Origin of the sequence: Paraburkholderia dipogonis (assembly GCF_042680985.1) — a bacterium.
GTDB lineage: Bacteria > Pseudomonadota > Gammaproteobacteria > Burkholderiales > Burkholderiaceae > Paraburkholderia > Paraburkholderia phytofirmans.
In genome coordinates, this window is record NZ_JBHUFR010000022.1 from 304,690 (window position 1) to 317,710 (window position 13,021).

Below are 13,021 nucleotides of genomic sequence, written 5' to 3' on the forward strand. Positions count from 1 at the left end.
TCGAGTTCAATCCGGCGCATCGTTGTCTTCGGGCCAGCGGTTTTCGAACACGCAATCGGCGAGCGGCACACGGCTCGCCCAGCGTTCGGTTTCCAGCATCGGCTCGCTATAAAACCGGTCGACGTGGCCGAGACACAGAATCGCCACCGGACGCGCGCCCTCGGGCATGCGCAGCAGTTGGCGAACCGCGTCGACGTCGAATAGCGATACCCAGCCCATGCCGAGACCTTCGGCGCGCGCGGCGAGCCACATGTTCTGGATCGCGCAGGCCACCGACGCGAGGTCCATCTCCGGCAAGGTGCGGCGGCCGAAGATGTGACGCTCGCGGCCGTCCATCAGCGCCATCACCAGCAGTTCGCCGCAATCCAGCATGCCTTCCACTTTCAGCTTCATGAACTCTTCGCGGCGTTTGCCGAGCGCGTCGGCGGTGGCGAGCCGTTCGTTTTCCACCGCGTCGTGCAGGGCCGTGCGCAGCGCGGGATCGGTGATCCGCGCGATCCGCCACGGCTGCATGAAGCCGACGCTCGGCGCGTGATGTGCGGCGTCGAGCAGGCGCTGCAACACGGCCGGATCGACCGGATCGCGCACGAAATGGCGCATGTCGCGGCGTTCGTAAATCGCGCGGTAGACGGCGTCGCGCTCGGAATCGTTAAAAGGCTTCGCCATGGAACAGGGCGGCCGTGAAGGCCGGGTTGGAGGGCCAATAAGCGTGCATGTAAGTCGCCACGATCGAGCCGGCGCGATAAATGGCCTCGCCGGGTGCGTCGCCCTGCGGCCTTGTGGCCGAGCGCAGCGGCGTGAGCGAAGTGTTCAGCTTCGAATAGTGAAACGTGTGGCCGGTCATCGGCCCGTGCAGGCTGTCGATCCGTTGCATGCCGAGCGCGGTGAAGCGCGTTTGCATCGTCGCGTGGCCGGGCAGCAGGCCGAGCATCGGTGTGGTCACGCTATGCGTGTCGGTGAGCTGGTCGAGCAGGTAGAGCATGCCGCCGCATTCGGCGACGAGCGGTTTGCCGGCGGCCGCGTGCGCGTGAATGCTCGCGGCGCTGCGGGTGTTGTTCGCAAGCGCTGCGGCATGCAGTTCCGGGTAACCGCCAGGAAGATACGCAGCGTCGGCGTGTTCGGGCAGTGCTTCGTCCGCGAGCGGCGAGAAGAAGGCGACTTGGGCGCCGAGTGCTTCCAGGAGCGCGAGGTTGGCCGGATAGATGAAGGAAAACGCGGCGTCGCGCGCAACGGCGATCGTCTTGCCGTCCAGCAGGCGCGGCAGGACCTCGGGCGTGGGCGCGCCGAACTCGATAGGCGGTGGCAATTCGGCGAGCGCGGTGCGGCCTAACGTGTCGGCGGCGTGCTCGAGGCGCGCGTCGAGGTCGTCGATTTCGTCCGCCTGATGCAAGCCGAGGTGGCGATCGGGCAGCGTGATTTCATCGCTGACGGCGATGTGTCCGCACCAGCGCAAATCCGGCGGCAACGCTTCTTCGAGCATCTGCGCATGCCGCGCGGAACCGACGCGATTGGCCAGCACGCCGTAAAACGGCACCTGCGGCCGGAACTGCGCGAGACCGAAAGCGACCGCGCCGAAGGTCTGCGCCATCGCCTTCGCCGAAATCACCGCGAGCACCGGCACGCCGAACGCGGTGGCGAGATCGGCGCTGCTCGGCGTGCCGTCGAACAGACCCATCACGCCTTCGATCAGGATCAGGTCGGCCTCGGCGGCCGCTTGCGCAAGCAGCGTGCGGCAGGCGGCTTCGCCCACCATCCATAGATCGAGCGAGAGGACCGGCGCGCCGCTCGCGCGCGACAGAATCATCGGGTCGAGAAAGTCCGGTCCGGTCTTGAAGACGCGCACGCGTCGCCCCAGCCGCCGATGGTAGCGCGCGAGACCCGCGGTGATCGTGGTCTTGCCTTGACCCGACGCGGGCGCGCTGATGAACAGGGCGGGACACGCGGCCATCGCTCAGAACTCCACGCCGCGCTGCGCTTTCACGCCTTGCTCGCGATACGGATGCTTGACGATGCGCATTTCGGTGACGAGGTCGGCGGCCTCGATCAATGCGTCCGGCGCATGACGGCCGGTCACCACCACATGGAGCATCGGCGCGCGCGCGTTGATTACCGACAGGACTTCGTCGAGCGGCAGGTATTCGTATTTGAGCACCGTGTTCAGCTCGTCGAGGATCACCATCTGGTACTCGCCGCTTTCGATCATGCGGCGCGCTTCGTCCCAGCCTTTGCGCGCGGTCGCGATGTCGGCGTCGCGGTTCTGCGTGTTCCAGGTGTAGCCGTCGCCCATCGTGACGAAATCGCAGTTGGCGATCGCGCCGAGAAAGTCGCGCTCAGAAGTGTGCAACGCGCCCTTGATGAACTGCACGACGCCAAGACGCATGCCGTGGCCGAGCACGCGTACGGCCATGCCGAACGCAGCGGTGGTTTTGCCTTTGCCCGTGCCGGTGTTGACGATCAGCAGGCCTTTTTCGACAGTGGCGTTGGCCTGTTTTTTCTCGTGGCCCTCGCGGCGGCGCTCGGTCATACGTTGATGCGATTCGGGATCGGTCTTCATGGCAGGTCCTGGTTCTGTGTGTCGTTGTCTGAGTGCTCGGCGTGAGCGGCGTGAGCGGTGGTTGAGGCGATCGCCACGGTCACGCCCGCATAAACGGTTTTGCGCACGAGGAGTGTGGCGCGAGGTGCATTGCCTATGACAGATTCACCGAGCCCGCCCCCGGCGTCAGCCCGCGCGCCAAGCAGCGCGCACGGCTCGCAGACGCCGTCCACGCCGAGGTGCTCGCGCGCTGCCGCCGAAGGCGCTGCCACGGGCATCGCCGCGATCTGTTCAAGGCTGAAGAATCTCAGCGGCAGCGCATGCCGCGTGCAGAATTCGAGCAGGCCCGCTTCGCGGGCTTTGGTATCGAGCGAGGCGACGGTACGGATTTCGTCGAACGAAAGTGCGCCGAGCGCGGCGCGCACAGCGGCTTCGATCTGCTCAGCCGGGCTGTGCAAGCGGCAACCGATGCCGACGCTCAGCGTTTTCATCGCGGATCCGTTCCGTCCGTGCGCGGTGTCGCCCCGCGTTCCACATGCGCCGCCTCATGCGCCACCTCTCGCGCCAACGCGAGCGACGCCACCCCGCCGATCACCACGATCGCCGGCGACCCGAGCCCGGCACGCGCAACGGTGTCGGCAAATTCACCGAGCCGCGCGAGCGCATGGCGTTGTTCGGGACGCGTGGCCGATTCGATCGCCGCGCACGGCGTGTCGGCGCTCATGCCGGCCGCGAGCAGCGCGCCGACGATATCGTTGAGTCGCCGCATGCCCATATAGATCACGAGTGTCATGCGCGTGGCCACGAGCGCGGCCCAGTCCGGCTCGCCGCTGCCCGCGCCGTGCCCGGTGACGAACACCACGCCCTGCGCGTGATCGCGATGCGTGACCGGAATCCCGATCGCTGCGGGCGCCGCGATCCCCGCCGTGATGCCGTTGATGACTTCCACCTCGATACCCGCCGCATGCAGCGCCTGCTGTTCTTCGCCGCCACGGCCGAATACGAACGGGTCGCCGCCTTTCAAACGCGCGACGCTACGCCCGGCCCGCACATGTTCAAGCATCTGCGCGACGATGCCTTCCTGCGGTGTGGACGGATGGCCGCCGCGTTTGCCTACGTAGACGACCAGCGCGTCGGCGCGGGCGAACTGCAGCACCTCGGGATTCACCAGATCGTCGACCAGCACGACATCGGCTTGCGCCAATGCACGGGTGGCCTTGATGGTCATCAGTTCGACGTCGCCGGGGCCGGCGCCGATCAGCCAGGCGCGGGTCATCGCGGCGTGCATGGCGGGCGCCATGTCGTGACAAGCGGGAAAGAATAAAACGCGAAGGGTAGCCAGACGGCGGACGTTGGGGTCATGCAGTGCTACGGATTCAGGCACGGCGCATTGCGTGGTTCGTCGCGAATTTCACACGAAACTCGCCGACACGGACACACTGCGTCGTGCTTCAGCGCCTTCACATCCGTCCCTCGCGGATTCCGGCGGCCGGCGGCGCGATGTTGCACTGAGGTTCGCCGCCTCCGCGTCTGGCCGGTATCCGGGCTGGCGGCCTCACGCGCTTTGCCTTCCCGTCCGCATTCGCTGGAAATTGCCGGACAGTGGCTTAAAAAAACGCATGCGCGGCGCAAGTCGATTCAACATCGCGCCGCAGGTCGCTTACCGTTGCGGGGACAGCACAGGTTGAGCGCATGGCGCGCTGCCTGTTTCCCGTTTAACTGCACACGCGAATGCATGTGCGGGCACCAAACGCGCGCATACGATAGCACATGGCGCCCCGTCCGATAAGCGCTTGCGGCTTGTGTTTCCTTGACGGCACCGGGCTGCGGGCCTACACTCGCACGCACTTTGGTGCTCGTGTGCGCGCTCGTGCGCATGCAGTTAAACGGGAAACAGGGTGCCCGCCTGCCATGGATCGGGCCAACCTGTGCTGCCCCCGCAACGGTAAGCGAATAGTGGTGCTGACTGCAGCGTTAAATGCAGTGTTGAATGCAGGGTTCAACGCAGTCGACCAGCACCGCGGAGCCGGCTTCGATGTCCACGCGCAAGGCCGCGTCGGCATATCACCACTGGGCGAGAAATCACTCGCCCGGGAAGGGGAAGCGGCGCTTTCGCCAGCCCGGATACCGGCCAGATAACGAAGGACGAACGCCGCGGGGATGCGGCGCTGCGTTCATGACCTCATTCCCGCTTTCTGTTTTCTGTTGTCGCGGCAACGCCGTCGTTCGTCCCCGTGTTTTGATACTGTCGTGGCTGACCGGGCGTGTGCTCCGTTTGCCTCGGCATGAGCTGAAAAACACGCCGGCGTGCACGTGCAACTCCTACGGATGGACCTCACGATGCAAACTCAAATGCGCAAGATCCCCGTCACCATCGTCACGGGCTTTCTCGGCAGCGGCAAGACCACGCTGCTGCGGCACATTCTTCAGCATGCGGGCGGCAAGCGCATCGCCGTGATCGTCAACGAATTCGGCGAGCTCGGTATCGACGGGGAAATCCTCAAGGGTTGCGGCATCGGTTGCGACGAAAACGGCGTCGAGACCGAAGGCCAATTGTATGAACTGGCGAACGGCTGCCTGTGCTGCACCGTGCAGGAAGAGTTTTTCCCGGTAATGGAAAAGCTCGTGGAGCGCCGCGATCAGATCGATCACGTGCTGATCGAGACCTCGGGCCTCGCGTTACCGAAGCCGCTGGTGCAGGCGTTCAACTGGCCGCAAATCAAGAACAGCTTCACCGTGGATGCCGTGGTCACCGTAGTCGACGGCCCGGCCGCGGCAAGCGGTCAGTTCGCGGACAACCCTGTCGCCGTGGATGCGCAGCGCAAGGCCGATCCGAATCTCGATCACGAGTCGCCGTTGCACGAATTGTTCGAAGACCAGTTGTCGGCGGCCGATCTGGTGATTCTGAACAAAACGGATCTGCTCGACGGCGCGCAGCAAAGCGCGGTTGAAGTTGCGATTCGCGAAGAGATTCCGCCGCAGGTGAAAATCGTTCGCGCACACATGGGCCAGCTCGATCTGCATACGTTGCTGGGCCTCGAAGCGGCGTCGGAAGACACGATCCACTTGCGCCACGATCACCACGGTTCGGCCGACGACGCCGACCACCATCACGACGAATTCGACTCCGTGGTCGTGCAGGCGAACGCGTCGTCGCGCGAGGCGGTGATCGCCGCGTTGCAGCAACTGGTCGAAACCAACACGATCTATCGCGTCAAAGGTTTTGCGGCGCTGCCGGGCGCCGCGATGCGTCTGGTGATTCAAGGCGTTGGGCGCCGCTTCGACAGCTATTTCGATCGACGCTGGCAGGCCGGCGAAAGCGGCCCGAGCCGCTTCGTGCTGATCGGCGAAGACCTCGATCAGCCCGCGTTGCAGCGTGCGTTCGACGCGGCGCTGGGCGTGCCGTCGAGCGCCGCAACGCAACAGGCGTAAGCGCATATGCATCTGCTGCGCACCACGCCGGGCGGTTTTGTCGACGACACGCAAGGCGTGATCCGGATCGATCAGCAGCCCGCGGATATCGTGGTGCTCAGTTCCGCCGACACCACGCTGTCACTGCTGGCGAGCGTTTTTCCGCGCCTGGGTGAAGGCTTTCCAAGCGTGCGGCTCGCGAACGTCACGTATTTGCGGCAACCGGCGTCGGTGGATTTTTATCTCGAAGACGTCTTGCAGCATGCGCGCGTGGTGGTGGTCGATCACCTTGGCGGCGAAGCGTATTGGCCTTACGGCATCGAGCAGGTGGTGGCGCTCGCCGAGCGCAAGCAGCAGACGCTCGCCATGTTCTCCGGCGATCTGCAGGAAGATCCGAACCTGCTCGCGCGCAGCACCGCGAGTGCGGATCTGTGTCATCAACTGTGGCGCTATCTGCGTGAAGGCGGCCCGCAAAATGCCGAGGCGTTTCTGCGCTGTATTGCGCAGCGCGCCTTCGGCTGGGGGCGCGAACCCGCGCCGCCGCGCGCGTTGCCCGCCGCCACGCTCTACCATCCCGAGCGCGATACGCCGACCGTGGCCGACTGGCAGTCGCGCTGGAAACAGGGAGCGCCGGTCGCGGCGGTCCTGTTTTACAAGGCGCATCTGCAGGCCGCCAACACGGCGGTGTTCGATGCGCTGATCGACGCGCTCGAATCGCAAGGTCTGAATCCGCTGCCGATCGCGATTACCTCGCTGAAAGATGCGATGAGCCGCGACGTCGTGCAATCGCTGTGCGCGCAGCACGAGGTGGCGCTGGTGCTGAATACGACCGCGTTCGCAGCGTCCGCGATCGACGACCCCGAGCCGCTGGCGCTCGCCGGCGACGCGCCGGTGTTCCAGGTGATCCTGAGCGGCGGCAATCGCGAGGATTGGGTCAAGGACAATCAGGGTCTCAATTCGCGCGATATCGCCATGCATATCGCGCTGCCGGAAGTGGACGGCCGCATCATCACGCGTGCGATCAGCTTTAAGGGACTCGCGTACCGTTGTCCGCACACACAGGTCGACGTGGTGCGTTATCAGCCGGACGCCGGGCGGGTAGGTTTTCTCGCCGAATTGAGCCGGCGCTGGTGCCGTCTGCGTTCACTCGATAACGCGGACAAGAAACTCGCGCTGATCCTCGCCAACTATCCGATGAGCGAAGGGCGCATCGGCAACGGTGTGGGGCTCGATACGCCGGCCTCGGTGGTCGGTATTCTGTCGATGCTGCGCGACGAAGGCTACCGTCTCGCGGATTTGCCCACGGACGGCGACGCGCTGCTGAAAAAGCTCACCGAAGGCGTGACCAACGATCCGGTCGTGCGCGATCTGCGTCCCGCGCTGCAAAGCCTCGCGCTCGACGACTATCTGCTGTATTTCAACGCCTTACCTCTTGAAGCACGCAACGCGCTGAACGCGCGTTGGGGCGCGCCAGACCAGGACCCGACGCTGCGGCGCGGCCGCTTCATGATCGCGGGCTGGCGTTGCGGACAGGTGTTCGTCGGCATTCAACCGTCGCGCTCGCGCGAGCAGGGCGATTACGCGAGCTATCACGACGCCGAACTCGTGCCGCCGCATGCGTATCTGGCGTTCTATTTCTGGTTGCGTCACCAGTTCGGCATCGACGCAATCGTGCATGTCGGCAAGCACGGCAATCTGGAATGGCTGCCCGGCAAGAGCGTCGCGTTGAGCGATACGTGCTGGCCCGATCTGATTCTCGGGCCGATGCCGCATCTGTATCCGTTCATCGTCAACGATCCGGGCGAGGGCAGCCAGGCCAAGCGCCGCGCGCAGGCTGTCATCATCGATCATTTGATGCCGCCGCTCACGCGTGCCGAAAGTTACGGACCTTTGCAGGATCTGGAGCGGCAGGTCGACGAATACTATGAAGCGCTGATGGTCGACCCGCGCCGCTCGAAGCTATTGCGGCGCACGATTCTGGCGACCATCGTCGAACATAAACTGCATGAGGAATTGAGTCTCGCGGCGCCGAACGGGCAGGACGATGAAGACGCGCTGCTCACGCGCGTCGACGCGTGGCTGTGCGAGTTGAAGGAAGCGCAGATTCGCGATGGCTTGCATACGTTCGGGCAATCGCCTGATGGCGTGCAGCGGCGCGATACGTTGCTGGCGCTGGGACGTTTTCCAGTCGGCGACGGGCAAGGCGGCAAGGCCGGTTTGATCGATGCGCTGGCGCGTGATCTGCAGATGGATCATCTGTTCGATCCGTTGTCGGTGGATTGGTCGGCGGTGTGGGACGGTCCGCGTCCCGAGGTGCTGCAATGCGTGAGCGATGCGCCATGGCGGCACTGCGGCGATACGCGTGAACGGCTGGAATTGCTGGCGGCTGAGTTATTGCGTGGCGTGTGCGGCGATCGAAAGGACGCGTCAGCAACGGCGTTGCCGCTCGCGGTGAGCTTGCCGCAAGCGGAGCAAGTGATCGTACGCCTGCGTAACGACGTGCTGCCGCGGCTCGACGCCTGCGGCCCGCAGGAAATGCTTCAGCTAAAGCGCGGCCTCGAAGGCCGTTTCGTGCCGCCGGGGCCGAGCGGTTCGCCGTCGCGTGGCCGGCCCGACGTGCTGCCCACCGGCCGCAACTTCTATTCGGTCGACACGCGCGCGGTGCCCACGCAAGCCGCCTGGTCGCTCGGTTTGAAATCCGCCCAGCAGTTGATCGAACGGCATTTGCAGGAGAAAGGCGACTATCCGCGCGCCATCGGTCTGTCCGTTTGGGGCACCGCGACCATGCGCACGGGCGGCGACGATATCGCCCAGGCGCTCGCATTGCTCGGCGTGCGGCCGAAGTGGGCGCCGGGCAGCCACCGCGTGACCGATTTTGAAATCATGCCGATCGAGGCATTCGACCGGCCGCGAATCGACGTCACCTTGCGGGTGTCCGGATTCTTCCGCGATGCCTTCGCCAATGTCATGCATTTATTCGACGCCGCCGTGCAGGCCGTCGCCGAACTCGACGAACCCGAGGACCTGAATCCGATTCGCGCTCGCGTGCTGCGCGAACGCGATGCGCTGATCGCGCGCGGCATGGGCGCCGCCGAAGCGCGCAAGCGCGCCGGCTGGCGCGTGTTCAGCGCGCGGCCCGGCGCCTACGGCGCGGGCCTGCAGGACATGATCGACTCGCAGCAGTGGCAGACCGACGCCGATCTCGCGAACGCATTTCAGGCGTGGGGCGGCTACGCGTACACGCAAAAGAGCGCGGGCGAAGAAGCGCGCCACGCGTTCGGCGCGCGTCTCGCCGCAATGGACGTGGTGCTGCAGAACCAGGACAACCGCGAGCACGACCTGCTCGATTCGAACGATTACTACCAGTTCCAGGGCGGCATGGTTGCCGCGGTGCGCCATCTGGCCGGCGATCAGCCGAGCGTGTATCACGCCGACCACAGCAATCCGGCCGCGCCGCGCGTGCGTACGCTGCACGAGGAGATCGCACGCGTGATCCGCTCGCGCGTGGTCAATCCGAAATGGCTCGATGGCGTGAAGCGTCATGGGTACAAGGGCGCGGCTGAAATCGCCGCGACCGTCGATTATCTGTATGGCTACGATGCGACCGCGCGCGTGATCGCGGATCATCAATATGCGCTCGTGACCGACGCCTATCTGAACGACACCGACACCCGCGAGTTCTTGCAGCGGCATAACCCGCACGCGTTGCATTCGATCTGCGAGCGTCTGCTCGAAGCCATGCAGCGCGGTTTGTGGCAGGCGCCCGGCGACTATCGCGCGCAGGTCGAACAGCATCTGCTTGCGAGCGAGCAGCAGATCGAAGGAATGCAAACATGAGTTCAGCGATGAGTGCGAGCGCCGCGCGGCCCGTTTTTCCCTTTGCCGCGCTGATCGGCCAGGCGCCGTTGCAGCAAGCGCTGCTGCTGGCCGCCATCGATCCGGGATTGGGCGGCGTGCTGGTCACCGGGCCGCGTGGCACGGCGAAGTCGACCGCGGCGCGCGCGCTGGCCGAGTTGTTGCCGGAAGGGCAACTGGTGAATCTGCCGCTTGGCGCGAGCGAAGATCGCCTGATCGGCACGCTCGATCTCGAAACCGTGTTGCGCGACGGATCGGTGCGCTTCTCGCCCGGTCTGCTCGCGAAGGCGCACCGCGGCGTGCTGTATGTGGATGAAGTCAATCTGCTGCCCGACGCGCTCGTCGATGCCTTGCTCGACGCGGCCGCGAGCGGCGTGAATACCGTTGAACGCGACGGCGTATCGCACAGCCACGACGCTAGCTTCGTGCTGATCGGCACGATGAATCCTGAAGAGGGCGAGCTGCGGCCGCAATTAATCGACCGTTTCGGCTTGATGGTCGAGTTGCAGAACTGTTTCGAGCCGCGCGTGCGTCAGGCGATCGTGAAGGCGCGGCTCGCGTTCGATCTTGATCCACAGGGCTTTCGCGCGGGCTATGCGCAGCAGCAGGCCGCTTATGTCGAGCGGATTCGAGTGGCGCGCGAAGCACTGCCGCAACTCGCGTTCGATGACGCCGTGCATGCGCATGTAAGCGAGCTGTGCATCGACGCCGCCGTGGACGGTTTGCGCGCCGATCTCGTGATGCTGCGCGCGGCGCGTGCGTTGGCGGCGCTCGAACAGGCGGCCGCGGTGACGGCGGAGCATGTCGATCGAGTGGCTGAGGCGGTGTTGGCGCATCGGCGGCATGTTCGCGAGTCGCCGGCCGAAGGTGACCCGCGTGAGGGCGACGCCGAACGTGCGGCTTCTTCCGATAGCCGGTCCTCATCCGCGGAAGGCAATGGACCGCCGCCGGCCGCCGCTGCCGCCGCTGCCGATTCGGATTGGGGCTATCTCGCGCCCGAGCCGGCCGCGACCACGCAGGTCAAGGGCGTCATTCCGCTCAACGTAAAAAAACGCTGAGCCATCGGAAGGGCGCCGCCGCTGACTCGCGCAGCGGTTTTCGATGGCTGCAAGGCGCGGGCCCCGGTACGCGCGGGCCCTTGCGCGGCGAACCGGGCAAACGCATCGATTGGCTGCGCACACTCGCCGCGAAGCGCCAGGATGCGCTGCGCGCCGGGCATCTGCGCTTCGCGCGCGAGGCGCCGCGCGGCGGCGTGCTGCACTGCTTCGTACTCGATTGCTCCGGTTCCATGCTGGCGGGGCAGCGCCTCGCGCTCGCCAAGGGATTGCTGATCGCCCTGTTCGACCGTGCAAGCGCCGCGCGGGCCGAGGCGGCGCTGGTCTGTTTCGGCGGCGCTGCTGCGGACGTGCGTTTCGGTCCCGCCGTGCCGCGCTGGTGGAACGAGCGGTGGCTGAGCCCAGTGGGCGGCGGAGGCGGCACGCCGCTGACGGCGGGCGTTCGGCGTGCATCCGAGCTGCTGGATCGCAGCGCGCGGCGCAAGCCCGGCCAGCAACGCTGGTTGTGGATTCTGACCGATGGCCGCACGCGTGACATGCCGGCGCGGCCGCTGGATGCGCACGAGGTGGTGTTCGTCGATTTCGAGCGCGAATCGATCCGGCTGGGCCGCTGCGAAATACTCGCCGATGCTTGGGGCGCGCGGCGTTTCACGCCGGAAGAGCTGATGCTGATGGGCTGAGCGGCGCGCGGGACGTGCCGCTCACGGGCGAGCGCTTATTTCAGGCCGTTCGACCAATACACCACATCGTCCTGACGGTCGAACACGAAGACTTTCATCGCCATCTGCTGGGCAGCATCGAGTTGATCGAGTTCGAGCCCGTGCGTCGAAGGCTCGCCGGGGCCGCTGCCTTTCTGCACGTTGCGGATCACCGCCGTGGTTTCGATCTCCGTGTCGAGATCTTTCGACTTCAGGCGAAACGCAACGCGCAACCGGTCGCCGACGGCGCCGAGAGTCCATGATGCCGTCAGCGACATGCCGAGCGCGCTGATGCCTTTCGCGAGTCCGAGGCCTTCATAAGATTGGCCGGTTTCGCCGATGCCGAAGCGCACCGCGAGGTGCGCGCGGACGCGGATCGATTTGCGTTCGCGCAGCCGGCGGATCACACCGGGCTTCGACAGCACGGCGTAATCGAACGGCGTGCGGCAGATCGCTTCGATCGTGCAGACGAAACGGAACACCGCATGGCTCGCGATCGCGACGATTTCGATGTTTTCACCGATGCCGAGCGGGAAGATGCGGCCTTCGTGCATCGGCGGAGTGACGAAAAGCGAATGATTCGGCGCGAAACCGATGATGCGGCACGGATGCATGGGCGCGCCGCTGCCAAGCTGCGAGCGCACACCGATCAATGCACCGATTTCCAGATGCATGTCCTTGAGCGTCAGTTCGCCGTTGGGGTCCGCTTGCGGCTCTGTCTGCAGCAGCGGTTGCGTGGCCGCGTCCAGTAAGTCGCCGCGCTGCGGACGGAAGTGCGCGAACAGGAAGTTGCGCTCGTCCGTCGTCGCCAGGATGGTGCCGCTGGCGAACAGCAGCGTGCCGTCGGCGTCGACGATCGGCCAGTCGAGAGGCGTGCCTACCGGCACTGTTTCCGGATTCAGGGTTGGTGTTTGGGCTGCGGATGAGGCGTCCTCGACGTGTTCCTCGACTGGATTGTCCATGGTCGGCGGCGATTTAAGTGGCGGGATATCTTGGTTGACGGCTGACGTAAGGGAAACTTTAGTTTTTTGCGGCGATGCCGGTTTTCCATTTCTTTCGATGCCGTTGCCGGGTGTGCGCGGGATGTGTGTCGTGGCTCTATATAGTAGAGAGGCTCGTTCTGTTGATTTGGCAGCGGTGAGGTATGGCCGCTGATCACTTGGCTGACCGTCACGAGTACGATTGCCTCATGAGCGCACAATTAAATCGGATGGCTAACTAATTTGACGGCGTGGTGATGGTGTCTGTTTCCGTGCCTCCCAACTTTCTGAAAAATATTGCGCGAAGGGGGTTGACGATGCGTCGCTCGCTCTCCATAATCTCGTTTCTCTGCTGCTGATGCAGCGACGCAGAACGAAGCGGTACCGGGTGGTTGTGATGCTGATGGTTGAAGTCAGCGGCGCGCGGTGCCGGTTTGGTGGTGAATGCGTAACCGATCTTTAAAAATTAACAGCCGATAAGTGTGGGCG

10 protein-coding genes and 2 riboswitches are annotated in these 13,021 nt (G+C 65.0%); of the genes, 4 read left to right on the top strand and 6 right to left on the bottom strand.

Annotated elements, in window-relative coordinates:
• Positions 1-6: 6 nt before the first annotated feature.
• Genes bluB through cobA form a run of 5 tightly spaced genes read right to left on the bottom strand, consistent with a single transcriptional unit; the run spans position 7 to position 3,809 of the window.
• Positions 7-666, bottom strand: coding sequence for a 5,6-dimethylbenzimidazole synthase (bluB, locus tag ACFSNN_RS28505; RefSeq protein WP_134464899.1), 660 nt, complete (start codon positions 664-666; stop codon positions 7-9).
• Positions 650-1,948 carry a cobyrinate a,c-diamide synthase gene (locus tag ACFSNN_RS28510; protein ID WP_134464897.1) on the bottom strand — a complete coding sequence of 433 codons (1,299 nt, stop codon included), beginning with the start codon at positions 1,946-1,948 and terminating at the stop codon, positions 650-652. The genes bluB and ACFSNN_RS28510 overlap by 17 nt, the downstream gene beginning before the upstream one ends.
• Positions 1,949-1,951: 3 nt before the next feature.
• Entirely contained in the window at positions 1,952-2,554 is a 603-nt protein-coding gene (gene cobO / locus ACFSNN_RS28515) for a cob(I)yrinic acid a,c-diamide adenosyltransferase (RefSeq protein WP_012426872.1), read from the bottom strand.
• Positions 2,551-3,024 carry a cobalamin biosynthesis protein gene (locus ACFSNN_RS28520; protein WP_134464895.1) on the bottom strand — a complete coding sequence of 158 codons (474 nt, stop codon included), beginning with the start codon at positions 3,022-3,024 and terminating at the stop codon, positions 2,551-2,553. The genes cobO and ACFSNN_RS28520 overlap by 4 nt, the downstream gene beginning before the upstream one ends.
• Entirely contained in the window at positions 3,021-3,809 is a 789-nt protein-coding gene (gene cobA / locus ACFSNN_RS28525; RefSeq protein ID WP_244323089.1) for a uroporphyrinogen-III C-methyltransferase, read from the bottom strand. Before cobA ends, ACFSNN_RS28520 begins: the two co-directional genes overlap by 4 nt.
• Before the next feature lie 239 nt (positions 3,810-4,048).
• Positions 4,049-4,299, bottom strand: a riboswitch (cobalamin riboswitch).
• Between the two features lie 67 nt (positions 4,300-4,366).
• Positions 4,367-4,683, top strand: a riboswitch (cobalamin riboswitch).
• Positions 4,684-4,873: 190 nt separating this feature from the next.
• Between cobA and cobW the strand changes: the two genes are divergently transcribed.
• The 4 genes from cobW (at position 4,874) to ACFSNN_RS28545 (ending at position 11,534) form a co-directional block, all read left to right on the top strand.
• On the top strand, positions 4,874-5,965 hold the full coding sequence (gene cobW / locus ACFSNN_RS28530; RefSeq protein WP_279631186.1) for a cobalamin biosynthesis protein CobW: 1,092 nt from the start codon (positions 4,874-4,876) through the stop codon (positions 5,963-5,965).
• A 6-nt stretch (positions 5,966-5,971) separates the two neighbouring features.
• Entirely contained in the window at positions 5,972-9,781 is a 3,810-nt protein-coding gene (cobN, locus tag ACFSNN_RS28535) for a cobaltochelatase subunit CobN (RefSeq protein WP_134464893.1), read from the top strand.
• Positions 9,778-10,857 (top strand): ATP-binding protein, encoded by a 1,080-nt coding sequence (locus ACFSNN_RS28540; RefSeq protein WP_134464891.1) that lies wholly within the window; start codon positions 9,778-9,780, stop codon positions 10,855-10,857. Before cobN ends, ACFSNN_RS28540 begins: the two co-directional genes overlap by 4 nt.
• Positions 10,858-10,937: 80 nt before the next feature.
• Positions 10,938-11,534: a vWA domain-containing protein gene (locus ACFSNN_RS28545; protein WP_134464889.1), complete on the top strand. Its 597-nt coding sequence runs from the start codon at positions 10,938-10,940 to the stop codon at positions 11,532-11,534.
• A 35-nt stretch (positions 11,535-11,569) separates the two neighbouring features.
• Here the strand turns inward: ACFSNN_RS28545 and ACFSNN_RS28550 are convergent, their stop codons facing one another.
• Positions 11,570-12,514 carry a flagellar brake protein gene (locus ACFSNN_RS28550; RefSeq protein ID WP_134464887.1) on the bottom strand — a complete coding sequence of 315 codons (945 nt, stop codon included), beginning with the start codon at positions 12,512-12,514 and terminating at the stop codon, positions 11,570-11,572.
• Positions 12,515-13,021: the final 507 nt, after the last annotated feature.